Below are 16,115 nucleotides of genomic sequence, written 5' to 3'. Positions count from 1 at the left end.
CCGGGGGGGGTGGTGCGTCAGGCGTCCAGCTTCTCCGGCTCGGACTGCTCGGCCAGGGCGGCCCGCTTGGAGGCCATCAGGCTGGTCACCGTGGTGATGGCGAGCACGACCACGATGAAGCCCAGCGAGAACGGGATGCCGATCTCCGGCACGTGCACGCCCTGCTCGTGCAGCGCGTGCAGCACCAGCTTCACGCCGATGAAACCGAGGATCACCGACAGGCCGTACGAGAGGTGGACCAGCTTCTTCAGCAGGCCGCCGATCAGGAAGTACAGCTGGCGCAGGCCCATCAGGGCGAAGGCGTTGGCGGTGAAGACGATGTACGGGTCCTGGGTCAGGCCGAAGATCGCCGGGATCGAGTCCAGCGCGAACAGGACGTCGGTGGTGCCGATCGCCAGCATGACGATCAGCATCGGGGTCATCAGCCGGCGGCCGTTCTCCCGGATGAAGAGCTTGGTGCCGTGGTACTTGTCGGTCGACGGGAAGCGCTTCTCGATCGACTTGAGGAGGCGGTTCTCCTCGAACTCCTCGTCCTCCTCGTCGGCCCGGGCCTCCTTGATCAGCTTCCACGCCGTCCAGATCAGGAAGCCGCCGAAGATGAAGAACACCCAGGAGAACTGGGCGACCAGCGCGGCGCCGCCGGCGATGAAGACCGCGCGCAGCACCAGGGCGATGATCACACCGAACATCAGGACGCGCTGCTGGTAGATCCGCGGCACCGCGAACTTGCCCATGATCAGGATGAACACGAAGAGGTTGTCGACGCTGAGCGACTTCTCGGTGATGTAACCGGCGAAGAACTCACCGGCCGGCGTCGCGCCGGAGTGCCACCAGAGGAACCCGCCGAAGAGCGCCGCCAGCACGACCCAGACCGTGGTCCAGATACCGGCTTCCTTGATCGACACCTCGTGCGGCTTGCGTCCGCCGATGAAGAAATCGGCCACGACCAGGGCCAACAGCACCACGATGGTGCCGACCCAAAGGCTTACGGAAACGTCCACTACTGCTCCTCCGGCAGGTAGGCGAGACAGTCATCGTCACTGCCGGAGGTCTCTTCCGCCCGTCGGGCACGCGAGGGCGCGCCCGCGGACCAGCGCCCCGGGGCACCGCGACGGGTGCCCGTGATGACGGGGACGGCTGCGTGGGAATACTCCCCTCCGCTGCCAAGAAGGGTAACAGCACCACCAAGGAAAGGTAAAGAAGGTAAAGACCCGTCAGATGGGGGCGTCAGCCGGCGGGCGTCAGCGGTGCTACGTCAGAGGTGCGGCTCGATGGCCGGCAGCAGGTCCTGGAAGGTCCGCCCCTTGGCCGGGGCGCCGATCGCCTGCATCTCCCAGCCGCCGTTGCCGTCGCGGAACACCTTCGCCATGATCTGGCCGGTGTGCGGGCCGCCGCCGGTCAGCTCGTAGCGGGCCAGCTCCAGCCCGGTGGACTCGTCCACCAGCCGGCAGTGGGCGTTCTGCACCTCGGCGAAGGTCTGCCCGGTGTACGAGCTGACCGTGAACACCACCTGGGTGATCTGCGGCGGCACGTGCGCCAGGTCCACCAGGATCGACTCGTCGTCCTCCCCCGCCCCGGAGCCGCCGACCAGGTTGTCCCCGGTGTGCCGCACGGAGCCGTCGGCGCTCTCCAGGTGCTGGAAGAACACCACGTCGGACGGGGTGCGCTCCTCGTACAGCAGCGCCGAGGCGTCCAGGTCGATCTGCCGGGTCCGGCTGCCGAACAGGCCGCGCCGGGGCGCCGCCTTCCAGCCCAGGCCCATCCGGACCACGGTGAGCGTCTCCCCCGGCCCCTTCTGCAGACTGACCCGCTGGCCCTTGGCAAGGTTCACCGACACGGCGTATGTCCTCTCTGCCCGCCCGCGCGGCAACCCCGCGCCGGCTCCACGGTGGAACACCCCGTTGCCGTCCCCCGGCTGAGGCCCCCTCTTCAGGCCCGCCCGTCCCGGGGCGGCACCGCAGGCCAGCCTAAGGCCTGGTCCTCGGGCCTGGCCCTGCGGCAAATTGCCCTGCCCGCCGTGTACCCCTTCGCGGCGGTGCTGAGACACCGCCGGGCCCGACCGGGAACGGAACCGGCCACGCCCGGCGGGCGCCTTCCGCGGGAGCCTCCCGACCGGCTAGGCGATACCGGCCTCGCGCATCTGCCGCAGCTCCTTCTTCAGCTCCTTGACCTCGTCGCGCAGCCGGGCCGCCACCTCGAACTGGAGGTCGACGGCGGCGGCGTGCATCCGCTCGGTCATCGACTGGATCAGCTCGGCCAGCTCCGCCGCCGGCAGCGACTTCGCCGGCTTGCGCTCGGCGCCCAGCGCCGGCACCGGGGCCTTGCCGCCCTTCGCCGCGCCCGAGCCGCGGTACCCCGTGGAGAGCAGCTCGCCGGTGTCCACGTCCTCGCGGGCGAGGGTGTCCAGGATGTCGCCGATCTTCTTGCGCAGCGGCTGCGGGTCGATCCCGTGCTTCTTGTTGTACGCCTGCTGCACGGCCCGGCGCCGGTTGGTCTCCTCGATGGCCTTCTCCATCGCCGGGGTGATCCGGTCCGCGTACATGTGGACCTGGCCGGAGACGTTGCGGGCCGCGCGGCCGATGGTCTGGATCAGCGAGGTGCCGGAGCGCAGGAAGCCCTCCTTGTCCGCGTCCAGGATCGCCACCAGGGAGACCTCCGGGAGGTCCAGGCCCTCGCGCAGCAGGTTGATGCCGACCAGCACGTCGTACTCGCCGGCCCGCAGCTCGCGCAGCAGCTCGACGCGGCGCAGCGTGTCGATGTCGCTGTGCAGGTAGCGCACCCGGATGTCCAGGCCGAGCATGTAGTCGGTGAGGTCCTCGGCCATCTTCTTGGTGAGCGTGGTGACCAGGACGCGCTCGTCCTTCTCCACCCGCCGGCGGACCTCGTGCACCAGGTCGTCGATCTGGCCCTCGGTCGGCTTGACGATCACCTCGGGGTCGATCAGGCCGGTCGGTCGGATGATCTGCTCGACCTGGCCGTCGCCGCGCGACAGCTCGTACTGGCCCGGGGTCGCCGACAGGTAGACGGTCTGGCCGATCCGCTCCAGGAACTCCTCCCACTTCAGCGGGCGGTTGTCCATCGCGGACGGCAGCCGGAAGCCGTGCTCCACCAGGGTGCGCTTGCGCGAGGCGTCGCCCTCGTACATCGCGCCGATCTGCGGGACGGTGACGTGCGACTCGTCGATCACCAGGAGGAAGTCCTCCGGGAAGTAGTCGAGCAGGGTGTTCGGCGGGGAGCCGGGCTCGCGGCCGTCGAAGTGCATCGAGTAGTTCTCCACGCCGGAGCAGGTGCCGATCTGGCGGAGCATCTCGATGTCGTAGGTGGTGCGCATGCGCAGCCGCTGGGCCTCCAGCAGCTTGCCCTGCTTCTCCATCCGGGCGAGGGTCTCCTCCAGCTCCTTCTCGATGCCGTTGACCGCGCGCTCCATCCGCTCCGGGCCCGCGACGTAGTGCGAGGCCGGGAAGACGTACACCGAGTCGTCCTGGCTGATGATCTCGCCGGTGAGCGGGTGCAGCGTGTACAGCGCCTCGATCTCGTCGCCGAACATCTCGATCCGGACGGCCAGCTCCTCGTAGACCGGGAAGATCTCGATGGTGTCGCCGCGCACCCGGAAGGTGCCGCGGGTGAAGGCGAGGTCGTTGCGGGTGTACTGGATGTCGACGAAGCGCCGCAGCAGGACGTCCCGGTCGATCTCCTCGCCGACCTTCAGCCGCACCATCCGGTCCACGTACTCCTGCGGCGTGCCGAGGCCGTAGATGCAGGAGACGGACGCGACCACGATCACGTCCCGGCGGGTGAGCAGCGAGTTGGTCGCCGAGTGGCGCAGCCGCTCGACCTCCTCGTTGATCGAGGAGTCCTTCTCGATGTAGGTGTCCGTCTGCGGGACGTACGCCTCGGGCTGGTAGTAGTCGTAGTACGAGACGAAGTACTCGACCGCGTTGTTCGGCAGCAGCTCGCGGAACTCGTTCGCCAGCTGCGCGGCCAGCGTCTTGTTCGGCGCCATCACCAGGGTGGGCCGCTGCAGCTTCTCGATCATCCAGGCCGTGGTGGCCGACTTGCCGGTACCGGTGGCACCGAGCAGGACGACGTCCTTCTCCCCGCCCCGGATCCGCCGCTCCAGCTCCGCGATCGCCGCCGGCTGGTCGCCGTTGGGCTGGTAGGGACTGACGACCTCGAAGGGCGCCACTGACCGCTCAATACTCGTGATGGGTCGCACGCCTCCACCGTACGACCCACCACCGACAACCGAGGACCGAACCGAGGACCGTCCGCTCAGGCCGCGTGGGCCTCGAACCTGATGGTGGGCTCTCCCGCGGGGTCGATGCGGACCGCCGAGTCGAAGGCGGCGGCCAGCCGCTCGATCAGCGGCAGGGTGGGATCGACCCCGCTCTCCTCGATGCTCTCGACGGTCTCCTCGTCCAGGCCCGCCCGCCCCGCGAGCTCGGCAGGGGTCCAGCCGAGGGCCGCGCGACGGGCGTACACGGCCTCGGCCAGCGCCATCCGCCGGCCGGCCGCCCGGTACTCCTCGGTCTCCCGGTGCTCCGGCGGCACGACCCAGCGGGTGTGGTAACCGCTGCTCATCGCTCCTCCTCGTCCCTGTCGTAGACCTGGTGGTCGCCGGCGGGGCCGTGCTCGGCCTCGCACACCTTCTGGGCCCGGTGCGCCCGCCCGACTGCAGCACAGCCCGCTGGCCGGGGGCGAGCCAGTACGTGATGCGCATCGGCCCGACCCGCGGTTCCCGCAGCGGGCCGCCGAGGTGGCTGGCCAGCGGGAACTGCAGCAGCTCACCGTCCTCGGCCAGCCGGTCGGCCGCACGTTCGGCCGCCCGGTACTCGGTGGTCGAGCAGGTGCGCAGCCACGCGCGCACCTCGGGCTCGATCTCGATCGTCCGGGCGGCCTGGTCCCCGGTCATGTTCTCCCCTCTCCGGCTCTCCCCTCCGCAGAGAGCAACGCCCGACCGGGGCTCGGGTCACGCCCGTCAGTTCCCGGCGCTGTCGCGGGCGAGGGCGACGAGGCGGGAGATGGCGCGGAGGTACTTCTTGCGGTAGCCGCCGCGGAGCATCTCCTCGGGGAAGACCTGGTCGAAGGGGAGGCCGGAGGCGGTGATGGGGAGTTCGCGGTCGTACATGCGGTCGGCGAGGACGACCAGGCGCAGGGCGGTGGACTGGTCGTCGACCTGGTGCACGCCGCGCAGGCAGACGGCGGTGACGTCGTCCAGCAGGGCGCCGTAGCGGCTGGGGTGGACGGCGGAGAGGTGGGCGAGCAGGGCGTCGAAGTCGTCCAGGGAGGCGCCCGGGGTGCGGGCGGCGACGGCGTCGACCTCGGCGGCCGGGTAGGGCGGCGGGGCGTCCGGCAGGCCGCGGTGGCGGTAGTCCTGGCCGTCGATCCGCATCGGGCGGAAGTGCGCGGACAGGCCCTGGATCTCGCGCAGGAAGTCGGCGGCGGCGAAGCGGCCCTCGCCGAGCTTCTCGGGCAGGGTGTTGGAGGTGGCGCAGAGCTTCACGCCGTTCTCCACCAGGCGGCCGAGCAGGGTGGAGACCAGGACGGTGTCGCCCGGGTCGTCGAGCTCGAACTCGTCGATGCACAGCAGCTTGTGCCCGGACAGGGTCTGCACGGCCTGCTGGAAGCCGAGCGCGCCGACCAGGTTCGTCAGCTCGACGAAGGTGCCGAAGGCCTTGGGGCCGGGGGCGGCGTGCCAGAGCGAGGCGAGCAGGTGGGTCTTGCCGACGCCGTAGCCGCCGTCCAGGTAGACGCCGGCCGGACCGGCCGGGGCCGGGGCGCCGCGGCGGAACCAGCTGCGCTTGGGCGCGGAACCGTTTCCGCTGTTGAGCGTGCCGGCGAACTGCTCCAGGACCTGCACGGCCTCGTACTGGCTGGGCTGGGCCGGGTCCGGGATGTACGTCCCGAAGCTCACGCCGGAGAAGCGCGGCGGCGGCACCATCTCGGCGACCAGGCGCTCGGCGGGCACCACGGGGCGCCGGGAGGTGAGGACGATCGGCGAACCGGGGACTATCCGCTCGGTCGCGTCGGGGTGGGAGGCTGCTGCGGGCACGGTGATAAAGGGTACGCCTGGTCGGTAGGGCCCCGGGACGGTGGCCGGTGGAGCACCCGCCCCGAGCCGGAGGGCGCCGGGTTCGAGCGCCCCGCGGGCTCGCGGGCGAGCGGCTGCGAGACTGGGGGCATGCGACAGCTGATCAGTCCCGTGGCGGAGACCTTCGACGATCCCGGCTCGCTGGAGGCGCTGGCCGCCGTCTACGCGTACCCCGGGCAGGTGAACCGGGGGCACCCCTGGCTGCGCGCCAACATGGTGGCGGGGCTGGACGGCGGGGCCCGCCTGGACGGGCTCTCCGAGGGGCTCTCCGGCGACGCCGACAAGCGGATCTTCGGTGTGCTGCGGGCGCTGTCGGACGTGGTGCTGGTGGGCGCCGAGACGGTGCGGGCGGAGGGGTACCGGCCGGCCCGGGCGCGGGCCGACTTCGCCGAGGCGCGCCGGGCGGCCGGGCAGGCGCCGGCGCCCGCGATCGCGGTCGTCAGCCGCTCGCTCGGGCTGGACCTCGCGGCGCCGCTGTTCACCGAGCCGCTGGTGCGCACCGTGGTGATCACCACCGAGGACGCGCCGGTGCGCAGCCTGGCGGCGGTGACCGAGGTGGCCGACGTGATCGCGGTCGGCCGGGGCGCGGTGGACCTGCGGGCGGCGGTCGCGGCGCTGGCCGACCGCGGCTGGACGCGGATGCTCACCGAGGGAGGCCCGCGGCTGCTCGGACAGCTGGCCGCCGAGGACCTGCTGGACGAGCTGTGCCTGTCGCTCGCTCCGCTGCTCACCGGCGGCGACGCGCCGCGCATCCTGCACGATGCGCAAATGCCTGACGTGCAGCGGATGCGACTGGTCTCATTGATCGAGCAGAAAGGATTCCTCTTCACCCGCTACCTGCGTCCGCCCAGCCCCTGACCTCAGGACCGTGATCCCGCTCCCACTTGGGGCTTCCTCCGCGTGGCCCGTGTGCCGGGTGGGCGGCGTGCGGAAAGCTTCCGCCGGGCAGTATGGGATGCGAAGCCGGAGCCCGGGGGCCGGCGACTGGAAGGGACTCACGTGTTCAAGACGGTACTGATGATCGAAAAGGCGCTCTCCGACGCGGACGTGGAGCTGGTCACCACGCTCCACAGCGAGGAGAAGGTGTCCTTCGTCGTCCTGATGCAGCCGCGCGGCAAGCAGGACGAGCTGCTGAGGGCGCTGGACGACGTCGCCCTCGGCCACCTGGACAAGGTGGTGCGCGAGCACGACGAGTCCGAGAGCGGACCGACGGTCGCCACCGAGTCGCTGGAGCACAGCCTGCGCCACCTGCGCCGGGCCGGTGCCGAGGCGGTCGGCGAGCTGGTCGAGGAGAAGCCGCTGGACCGGCTGCGCGCCGTGGTCGAGGAGCACCAGGCCGACGAGGTGGTGGTGCTCACCTCCCCGCACTTCGTGGAGGAGTTCTTCCACCGCGACTGGGCCTCCCAGGCCCGCCACAAGGTGGGCGTCCCGGTGCTGCGGCTGTTCGCCAGCGACTCCTGACGAAACCCCGACGTGGTGCAGAATCGTCCTTGCGGTCCGGCCGCGAGGACGATTCGCACGTCGTCCGCCCCTCCCCTGATCCCCGCCCGTACGGAGCCCCGCCTTGAACGACGCCGCGCACGACCTGCACGCCCCGCACTTCATCGGCATCGGCGGCGCCGGGATGTCCGGTCTGGCGAAGATCCTCGCGGCGCGCGGGGCCAGCGTCTCCGGCAGCGACGCCAAGGAGTCCGAGACCGTCCGCGCGCTGCGCGCCCTCGGCGCCGGCGTGCACATCGGACACGCCGCCGAGCACGTGCCGGACGGCGCGAGCAGCATCGTCGTCTCCAGCGCCATCCGCGCCGACAACCCGGAGCTGGCCGCCGCCCGCGAGCGCGGCATCCCGGTCGTGCACCGCTCCGACGCGCTGGCCGCGCTGATGGGCGGGCGCCGGGCGCTGGCCGTGGCCGGCACCCACGGCAAGACCACCACCACCAGCATGCTCGCCGTCGCCCTCGGCGAGCTGGGCCTGGACCCGTCCTACGCGATCGGCGGCGACCTCGACGCCCCCGGCTCCAACGCCCAGCACGGCACCGGCGAGATCTTCGTCGCCGAGGCCGACGAGAGCGACCGCAGCTTCCACAAGTACGCGCCCGAGGTGGCGATCGTGCTCAACGTGGAACTGGACCACCACGCCAACTACGCCTCGATCGACGAGATCCACGAGTCCTTCGAGACCTTCGTCGGCCGGATCGTGCCCGGCGGCACCCTGGTCGTCTCCGCCGACCACGACGGCGCCCGCGAGCTGACCTCCCGGGTGGCCGGCCGCGAGGGCCTGAACGTGGTCACCGTCGGCGCCGCCGAGGACGCCGACGTGCGCGTGCTGTCGGTCGTCCCGCGCGGCATGACCAGCGAGGTCACCGTGCTGCTGGACGGCGCCGAGCTGGGCTTCACCGTCTCGGTGCCCGGGCGGCACTACGCCCACAACGCGGTCGCCGCGCTGGCCGCCGGTGTCGCCCTGGGCGTGCCGGCCGCCGACCTGGCCAAGGCGCTCGGCGCCTACACCGGGGTGCGCCGCCGGCTGCAGCTCAAGGGCGAGGCGGGCGGCGTCCAGGTGATCGACTCCTACGCCCACCACCCCACCGAGATGACCGCCGACCTGGAGGCGATCCGCGAGGCCACCACCGGCCGGGTGCTGGTGGTCTTCCAGCCGCACCTGTTCAGCCGCACCCAGCAGCTCGCCGAGGAGATGGGCGCCGCCCTGGCGCTGGCCGACGCCTCCGTGGTGCTCGACATCTACCCGGCCCGCGAGGACCCGATCCCCGGCGTCACCAGCGAGCTGATCATCGACGCCGCCCGCCGGGCCGGCGCCGAGGTGACCGCCGAGCACGACTTCGCCGCCGCCCCCGCGGTCCTGGCCGGCCTGGCCCGCCCGGGCGACCTGCTGCTCACCATGGGCGCGGGCGACGTGACGAACCTCGGCGAGGAAATCCTGGAGCACCTCGCGAACGTTGCCACCAACGTCTGATCCCCCCGACGTGGAGCCGTCATGAGCTACGAGATCGAGAAGACCGACGCCGAGTGGCGCGCCCAGCTCACCCCCGAGGAGTACCACGTCCTGCGGGAGGCCGGCACCGAGCGCCCCTTCACCGGCGAGTACACCGACACCAAGACGGTCGGCGTCTACGGCTGCCGCGCCTGCGGCGCCGAGCTGTTCAGCTCGGAGACCAAGTTCGACAGCCACTGCGGCTGGCCGTCCTACTACGCGCCGCTCGCCGGTGACCGCGTCCAGTACATCGAGGACACCTCGCTCGGGATGCGCCGGGTGGAGGTCCGCTGCGCCCGCTGCGGCGGCCACCTCGGCCACGTCTTCGAGGGCGAGGGCTACGGCACGCCCACCGACCAGCGGTATTGCATCAACTCGGTCTCGCTCACGCTGAAGCCCGCGGAGTGACGAGGAGCCGAACCTGAAGGCCCGGGCACCGAGAGGTGCCCGGGCCTCGTGTCATCCGGCGACCGGGGTGAAGCGGACCGGGAGGCGGACCAGGGCGCGGTGGAAGGGGCCGGGGCGCCAGTGCAGGGTGTCGGCGGGTTCGGCGAGTTCGAGGTCGCCGATCCGGCTGGTCAGCTGTTCGATCGCGGTGATCGCGATCAGCAGGGCGGGGTCGCGGGCGGGGCAGGCGTGCGGGCCGGCCGCCCAGGCCAGGTGGGCGGACTCGCCGCTGCGCAGCCCGGCGGTGTCCGCGGTGTCGGCGGGCGGGGCGGCCTGGGAGTTGGCGGCCGCGTAGGAGACCAGGACGAGCGAGCCGGCCGGGATCGCGCGGCCGTGGAAGGTGACGTCGACGCGCGGGTAGTGGGCGGAGAGGTTGGCCAGCGGCGGCTCGTGCCAGAGCACCTCGTCGATCGCCTGGTGCGCCGTCATCGCGCCGCCGAACAGCGAGCCGGCGTAGCGGGCGTCGGTGAGCAGGCGCAGCAGGGCGTTGCCGATGAGGTTGGTGGTCGGTTCGTTCCCGGCGATCATGGTGAGGGTGATCTGCCGGACCACCTCGTCGTTGTCCAGGCCCGCCGGGTGGGTGAGGAACCAGGAGGTCAGGTCGTGCCGGGGGCGTTCGCGGCGCTCGGCGACCATCCCGGTGACCACCTCGACGAGGTCGGTGTACGCGGCCACCGCGTGCCGGGTGGACTCGATCGAGCCGACGATGCCGGCCACCAGCCGCTCGCGGTGCTCCTCGGGCACGCCGAAGCCGGTGGTGAGGACGTGGACGGGCAGCCGGCGGGCGTAGTCGACGATGAGGTCGGCGGAGCCGCTCTCCCCGAAGGCGTCGATCAGCCGGTGGGAGACCTCGGCGACCCGGCGCTGCAGCTGGTGGGGTTCCAGCAGGGCCAGACCGTCGGTGATCACCTGCCGGTAGCGGGCGTGCGTCGCGCCGTCGCTGAACAGCGCGGTCGGCCGGTAGCCGAGCACCGGCAGCAGCGGGGAGTCCGGCGGGACGGTCCGCTGCCAGGCGCGGGAGTCCTTGGAGAAGGTGTCGGTGTCGCGCAGCAGGTCGAGGGCGGCCTGGTAGTCGGTGACCAGCAGGGCCGTGACGCCGGGCGCGATCTCCACCTCGGCGACCGGCCCCTGGCGGCGCAGCCGCTCGTAGACGGCCCGCGGGTCGGCGGCGAAGGCCGGGCCGTGGAGCGCGGCCGGGGGGTGCGCGGGGGTCATGGCTGCTCCGGGTCGGCGGCGGGGAGGCCGTGCAGGACGTGCTCGGTGAGGGCGATCAGCGCGTCCAGGCTGGAGCCGCGCTCCCGGGCGTCGCAGAGCACCAGCGGGGTGCTCGCGTGCAGGTCGAGGTGGCTGCGCAGGACCGCGGCCGGGTGGACCGGTGAGTCGGGGAAGCGGTTGACGGCGACCGCGTAGGGCAGTCCCTGCTCCTCGACCATGTCCATGATCTCGAAGGAGTCGGCGAGCCGGCGGGTGTCGGCCAGGACGAGGGCGCCGATGGCCCCGCGCGCGATGTCCTGCCAGAGCGGGAAGAACCGCCGCTGGCCCGGGGTGCCGAACATGTAGAGCACCAGCTCGCCGGGCAGGGTGAGCCGGCCGAAGTCGACCGCGACCGTGGTGGTGGTCTTGCCCGGGAGGCCCGCCACGTCGTCGACGGGGGCGCCGGTCTCGGTCATCGCCTCCTCGGTGTGCAGGGTCGGGATCTCCGAGAGGGTGCGGATGAAGGTGGTCTTGCCGACGCCGAACGGGCCGGCGACCACCAGCTTCATCAGGGTCTGTTCGGGGTCGGGCAGGTAGCCCACCCGGTCCGGCCGCCCCGGGCCGGGCGGATTACCGGAGAGTGCGGAGTCCAACGAGGAGCCTCTCGACGAGGGAGCGGTCGGTCTGCTGGGCGCGGGGGATCGGCGCGCGGGCGTGCAGGCAGCCCGCCTCGACCAGATCGGCCGCGAGGAACACGGTGGCGCTGACCGGCAGCCGCAGGTGCGCGGCGGCCTCCACCACGGTGAGCGCGCCGGGCCGTAAGAGTTCCCAGAGCCGCCGGTGCTCCGCCTCCAGTTCCGCGAGCGCCGACGGCCGTTCGGCGCCGGCCGCGAACAGCACGGTGAGCCGTTCGAAGCCGTCGCCGCCCGGTCGGGTCCGGCCGCCGGTCGCCAGGTAGGCGGGGACCATCCGCCTGCGGGGGGTGGGGGTCATGACCGCGCGGGGGCGTCCTGCCGCCTGGCCGGGCTCGCCAGTGCCCGGCCCAGGGCGGCGACCTGGACCTGCATCTGGTAGGCGACGTTGCCCAGTTGGGCGTCGGGCGTGGTGAAGACGGCGAGCGAGGTGTTCTCGCCGGCCGGGACGACGACGGCGAAGCCCAGCTCGGACTCGACGACGGTCTGCGCGAGCCGGGGCTGCTCGGCGTCGGTGAAGGCGGTGGTGAACGCCCGGGCGGCGGCGTGCACGGTGGCGGTCATCGCGGCGACCCGCTCGGCGGAGGCGCGGGCGAGGCCGTCCGAGGCGGCCTCGACCAGGCCGTCGCCGGTGGCGACCACCGCGTGGACGACGCCCGGCAGTTCCAGGAGCGGGGTCAGCACCCAGGCGATGCCGTCGGTGTCGGACGGGCTGGGCGTGGTGCTGGTGGGGCTGGGCGTGCTGCTCACGGCGCGGCTCCTCAGGGGGTCTGGGTGGTGCGGCGGCCGGACGCGTCCGCGGGGCCGTCGCCGGTGTGCGCGGCGTCGGGGCGGGGCGGGGCCGCCCGGTCGGCGCCGGTGGGGCCGGTCGCCGCGGGGGACGGGGGGTGGGGGCTGGGGGCGGGGCCGGCCGGATCGGCGGCGGCCCCGGTGGCGGCGTCGGCCCCGGATTCGGCTTCCGCGACGGCGGCGCGGCCGGAGCCGGTGCCGTGCTGGAGCGCCTGCCAGCGGGCGGCGGCCTGCTCGGGCGTCCGTACCGGCCGGCCCGGGGTGCCGGCCGGGGCGGCCTGGGCGGCCTGGGCGCCCGGCGCCAGCGGGCGGCGCCGGCGGCGGCTGGGCAGCCCGGTGCCGTCGTCCGCCGCGCCCGGGCCGTCCGGGACCGCGCGCACCGCCGGGACGGCGTGCACGGGCGAATCGTCGGGGCGGCCGGGCCGGTCGGGCACGTCCGCCGGGTCCGGAGCGTCCGCCGCTCCGGGGGTGTCCGGCACCGGCGGGACGACGCGGATGGCCGGCACGCCGTCACGGCCCCGGCCGCCGGCCGGTCCGGGGGCGGACGGTGCGGTGGGCGCGGCCCCGGCGCGCAGCGGCAGCGGGGTGAGCACCGAGAGCTGCTGCTCCTCGTCCACCACGGTCAGCAGACCGGCCGGGATCCGGACCAGCGCGCGCATGCCCCCGTAGGGCGACGGCTCGACGTGACAGGAGAAGCCGTACTGCCGGGCCAGCTTGCCGACCACCGCGAACCCGGTCTTCGGCGGGTTGCCCAGCTCGGTGAGCAGCACCTCGGGCGGGCCGGCCAGCAGCCGGCGGGCCCGGCGCAGCTGGTCCTCCTCCATGCCGATGCCGCTGTCGTCGACGATCACCAGCGCGCCCCGGCCGCCCTGCTGGACGGTGACCGGGACGTCCGTCTCCGGGTGCGAGTACGCGGTGGCGTTGGCGAGCAGCTCGGCGACGGCGATGGCCACCGGTTCGGCGGCCCGGGCGACCACGGCGAGCCGGTCCTCGCGCAGGTGGTTGGCGACCTTGATGCGGGCGTAGCCGGGCACCCGGGAGAGCGCGCCGACGACGACCTCGGCGAGCGGCGAGTCGGTGCGGGCCAGTCCCGGCCAGGCCTCGCAGAGCACGGCGACGGTCTGGATCCGGCGCAGCGCGACCTCGTTGCGGAAGTCGACCTCCAGCAGCCGGGGGTCGTCGTTGTCGTGCTGGAGCTGCTGGACCAGGCTCTGGATCTGGTAGAGCAGGGTCTGGATCTTGGACGTGGCGCCGCGCATCGCGGAGCGGGCGGCGGCGTCGACCCGTTCCCGCTCGTCGGTGACGGCGGCGGAGGCGGCGTCCAGGACGGCCTGCAGGGCCTGGAGGGCGTCGGGGCCGACGGCGGCGGCGTCGAGCGGTGCGGCGATCGGCACGTGGGGGTGGCTCAGCCGCAGGGTGGCGGTGGCCACGCGTTCGGTGGCGAGGTGGCCGATCTCGGCCAGCAGGGCGGCGGTGCGCCGCTCGGCCCCGGCGGCGCGCTGTTCGGCCTCGGCGGCCCGCTGCCCGGTCTCGGTCGCCCGGTCCTCCGCCCGGCGGGCGCGGTCCTCGGCGGCCAGCGCGCGGTCCTCGGCGGCGCCGGCCCGCTGGGCCGCGTCGTGCGCCTCGGCCCGTGCCTCGCGCGCCTGCTGCTCGGCCCGGCCGGCCCGGCCCTCGGCGACCCGGGCGCGCTCCTCGGCCAGAGCGGCCGCGGCCTCGCCGGAGGCGGCCCGGGCGAGCGCGCCGGAGCGGCCGCGGGCCAGCCACCCGGCCGCGGCGAGCGCGGCCAGCGCGATCAGCGCCAGGGCCGGTACCAGCAGCTGCGTCATCGACGTCCTCGGAGTTTCCTTGTACGAAGAACGGAGTGGGGCGGGGCGGTGCGAAGGGTTCGGGCGGGGCGGCTGGCTCAGGCCGCGTCGCCGGCGGTGGCGCGCGGGCGGGGGGCGCGCCGTTCGGCGTCCTCCTCCAGCTCCCGGGCGACCAGGGCCACCTGGCCCATCGCCTCCAGGATGTTCGGCACCCCGGTGCCGTCCAGGTGCCGGTACTCGGCGGCGACGGTGAGCACCAGCCGCTCGGGCAGGCCGAGTTCGGGGTGGCGCTGCTCGGCGATGATCCGGCGGGCCGCGTCCAGGGCGGGCAGACCGGCCCGGTGCAGGGCGTGCGCGCGCTCGCGGACGTAGCCGAGGTAGGCGATGTGCTCGCGGACGCCGGCCCGGTCCAGCACCGGGCCGTGGCCGGGGACGATGACCTCGGCGCCGGTGGCCAGGATCGCCTCGCAGGCGGCGATCACGTTCTCCAGCGGACCGGCCCAGTGCGAGGGGTGGTCGCCGGGCTGTGCGGCGCTCGACCCGAAGATCACGTCGCCGGCGAACACCGCGCGCTGGTGCGGGAGGTGGACGATGAGGTCGCCGCCGGTGTGCGCGGAGGGCAGGCCGGTGATCTGGACGGGGTACTCCCCCACCCGCAGTTCCAGTTCGCCGCGGAAGACGGTGTCCGGGTGGACGGGCTCGGTCCGCGACCAGTCGAACTGCCCGAAGTGGCGGCGGAGGTAGCCGCCGAGCGGCGAGTCCGGGTCGCTGCCGACGACCAGGGCGTGGGTCTGCTGCGGCGTCGGCTCCCAGTGGATGTGCTCCAGCGCCTCGCGGGTGGCGATCACCTCGGCGTCCGGCAGGACGCCCGCGCCCCAGAGGTGGTCGCCGTTGGCGTGGGTGACGACGATCCGGTCGACGGTGACGCCGTCGGCCAGCCGTTTGCGGCTCTCGGCGAGGAATTCGGCGGCCAGCGAGGGGTCGTAGGGCGTGTCGATCCACAGCGCCGTCCGCTGCCCGGCGAGCAGTCCGCAGTTGGCCAGGCCCCAGCCGCGCTTCGGCGGGAGCCAGACGTACAGGTCCTCGGCAATCGCGCTCACGTTCGCACGGTTGATCGTCATGGGCGCGATTATGCCGATGATGTGACGATGATGGAGCAAAAGCCCGGCAATTCCGGCCAGTTCCTGCCCCGGAGTCTCCCGGGCTGTCCCCTTTTGCCCCTTCACTCGGCGGCCGAATGCGGCCCGACCGCACCGGGGCCGACGACGCCCGGCGTACCCGTGGACGCTCAGGCCGAGGGCAGGATGCGGCAGACCTCGACGGTCACGTCCACGGTGTCCAGTCCGATCACCCGGCCCTCGACCGCCACGAACCCCTTCTCCCCCGAGCGGAACAGCGCGGCCAGCGGGGACTGCCGCCCGGCGGACGCCAGCGCCTCCACCGCCATCGCCGACCCGAACGCGAACACCCCGCAGAGCACCACGCAGGGCGCCTGCCGGGAGGTGCGGGTGACGAACACGAAGCCGTGGTCGCGGACGAGTTCGTCGGCCGCGTTGTACTGCGCCTCGAAGGCGATCCCGCCCCAGCGGGCCCGGGCCGCCTGCGGGTGCTCCAGCCGGAAGTCCGGGAAGCCGGCGGCCAGCACGCCGGCCGAGTAGGCGTTGACGTTCGGCCCGCCGATCGAGAAGGTCGGCATCCGCGGGTCCTGCGCGCCGGCGGTGACCAGTTCGATGGTGGCCTTGCGGTTGATCTTCCGCAGCAGGTCGGTGAGCTGGGCGATGGCCCGCGCCTCGGCCATCGGCATGAAGAGCAGGTTCCGCGGCCCCCGGCTGGTGAGCCGGCAGCCGTCCTTGGCGTAGACGAACTCGGCCACCTCGATGCTCGGGGTGACGATCTGCACCCGGCCGTAGGGTCCGAGCAGCACCCGCAGGAAGCCGTAGCGCAGGAAGAGGCGGGTGCGGGCGAGCGAGCGGGCGGCGAGAAAACCGATCACGGCCGGGACGAACCCGACCAGGATCTGGAGCAGGATCTCCATAGCGTCCCCCTGCGCGGAAGACTCGGGCACGAACAGTCTGCGCGGATGTGATGCCCCGTGAGGCGCCGGGAACTCC

16 protein-coding genes are annotated in these 16,115 nt (G+C 73.3%); 4 read left to right on the top strand and 12 right to left on the bottom strand.

Annotated features, from left to right (window positions below; genetic code table 11):
* Positions 1–17: 17 nt before the first annotated feature.
* The 5 genes from ABT093_RS23570 to zapE all read right to left on the bottom strand — a co-directional run bounded on the left by ABT093_RS23570 (position 18) and on the right by zapE (position 6,052).
* Positions 18–1,001: a TerC family protein gene (locus ABT093_RS23570; protein WP_350567498.1), complete on the bottom strand. Its 984-nt coding sequence runs from the start codon at positions 999–1,001 to the stop codon at positions 18–20.
* Positions 1,002–1,255: 254 nt separating this feature from the next.
* Positions 1,256–1,837, bottom strand: a complete 582-nt coding sequence (locus ABT093_RS23565; RefSeq protein ID WP_350567495.1) for a TerD family protein — start codon at positions 1,835–1,837, stop codon at positions 1,256–1,258.
* Positions 1,838–2,116: 279 nt separating this feature from the next.
* Positions 2,117–4,216, bottom strand: a complete 2,100-nt coding sequence (uvrB, locus tag ABT093_RS23560; protein WP_350567492.1) for an excinuclease ABC subunit UvrB — start codon at positions 4,214–4,216, stop codon at positions 2,117–2,119.
* 56 nt (positions 4,217–4,272) lie between these two features.
* Entirely contained in the window at positions 4,273–4,581 is a 309-nt protein-coding gene (locus ABT093_RS23555) for a helix-turn-helix domain-containing protein (RefSeq protein ID WP_350567489.1), read from the bottom strand.
* Between the two features lie 397 nt (positions 4,582–4,978).
* Entirely contained in the window at positions 4,979–6,052 is a 1,074-nt protein-coding gene (zapE, locus tag ABT093_RS23550; RefSeq protein WP_502884296.1) for a cell division protein ZapE, read from the bottom strand.
* 129 nt (positions 6,053–6,181) lie between these two features.
* On the opposite strand from zapE, the gene ABT093_RS23545 reads away from it, so the two are divergent.
* From ABT093_RS23545 to msrB, 4 genes are all read left to right on the top strand, one after another.
* On the top strand, positions 6,182–6,949 hold the full coding sequence (locus ABT093_RS23545) for a pyrimidine reductase family protein (protein WP_350567487.1): 768 nt from the start codon (positions 6,182–6,184) through the stop codon (positions 6,947–6,949).
* A 141-nt stretch (positions 6,950–7,090) separates the two neighbouring features.
* Positions 7,091–7,552 carry an indole-3-glycerol phosphate synthase gene (locus tag ABT093_RS23540; protein ID WP_350567486.1) on the top strand — a complete coding sequence of 154 codons (462 nt, stop codon included), beginning with the start codon at positions 7,091–7,093 and terminating at the stop codon, positions 7,550–7,552.
* 124 nt (positions 7,553–7,676) lie between these two features.
* Positions 7,677–9,059: a UDP-N-acetylmuramate--L-alanine ligase gene (gene murC, locus ABT093_RS23535; RefSeq protein WP_350567630.1), complete on the top strand. Its 1,383-nt coding sequence runs from the start codon at positions 7,677–7,679 to the stop codon at positions 9,057–9,059.
* Positions 9,060–9,080: 21 nt separating this feature from the next.
* Positions 9,081–9,485: a peptide-methionine (R)-S-oxide reductase MsrB gene (msrB, locus tag ABT093_RS23530; protein WP_350552787.1), complete on the top strand. Its 405-nt coding sequence runs from the start codon at positions 9,081–9,083 to the stop codon at positions 9,483–9,485.
* A 51-nt stretch (positions 9,486–9,536) separates the two neighbouring features.
* On the opposite strand, the gene ABT093_RS23525 is transcribed toward msrB, so the two are convergent.
* The 7 genes from ABT093_RS23525 to ABT093_RS23495 all read right to left on the bottom strand — a co-directional run bounded on the left by ABT093_RS23525 (position 9,537) and on the right by ABT093_RS23495 (position 16,039).
* Positions 9,537–10,739 carry a cytochrome P450 family protein gene (locus ABT093_RS23525; protein ID WP_350567483.1) on the bottom strand — a complete coding sequence of 401 codons (1,203 nt, stop codon included), beginning with the start codon at positions 10,737–10,739 and terminating at the stop codon, positions 9,537–9,539.
* Positions 10,736–11,371, bottom strand: coding sequence for a GTP-binding protein (locus ABT093_RS23520; protein ID WP_502884294.1), 636 nt, complete (start codon positions 11,369–11,371; stop codon positions 10,736–10,738). Before ABT093_RS23520 ends, ABT093_RS23525 begins: the two co-directional genes overlap by 4 nt.
* Entirely contained in the window at positions 11,349–11,711 is a 363-nt protein-coding gene (locus ABT093_RS23515) for a DUF742 domain-containing protein (protein WP_350567480.1), read from the bottom strand. The genes ABT093_RS23520 and ABT093_RS23515 overlap by 23 nt, the downstream gene beginning before the upstream one ends.
* Positions 11,708–12,160 carry a roadblock/LC7 domain-containing protein gene (locus ABT093_RS23510; protein WP_350567478.1) on the bottom strand — a complete coding sequence of 151 codons (453 nt, stop codon included), beginning with the start codon at positions 12,158–12,160 and terminating at the stop codon, positions 11,708–11,710. The genes ABT093_RS23515 and ABT093_RS23510 overlap by 4 nt, the downstream gene beginning before the upstream one ends.
* A gap of 11 nt (positions 12,161–12,171) precedes the next feature.
* Positions 12,172–14,025: an ATP-binding protein gene (locus ABT093_RS23505; RefSeq protein ID WP_350567476.1), complete on the bottom strand. Its 1,854-nt coding sequence runs from the start codon at positions 14,023–14,025 to the stop codon at positions 12,172–12,174.
* Positions 14,026–14,102: 77 nt separating this feature from the next.
* Positions 14,103–15,125, bottom strand: coding sequence for an MBL fold metallo-hydrolase (locus ABT093_RS23500; protein WP_350567473.1), 1,023 nt, complete (start codon positions 15,123–15,125; stop codon positions 14,103–14,105).
* Positions 15,126–15,292: 167 nt separating this feature from the next.
* Complete coding sequence (locus tag ABT093_RS23495; RefSeq protein ID WP_350567470.1) at positions 15,293–16,039, bottom strand: hypothetical protein; 747 nt, start codon at positions 16,037–16,039, stop codon at positions 15,293–15,295.
* Positions 16,040–16,115: the final 76 nt, after the last annotated feature.

The organism is Kitasatospora sp. NPDC002551, from assembly GCF_040296005.1.
Classification (GTDB): domain Bacteria; phylum Actinomycetota; class Actinomycetes; order Streptomycetales; family Streptomycetaceae; genus Kitasatospora.
This window is presented reverse-complemented; position numbering and strand designations above follow the sequence as displayed.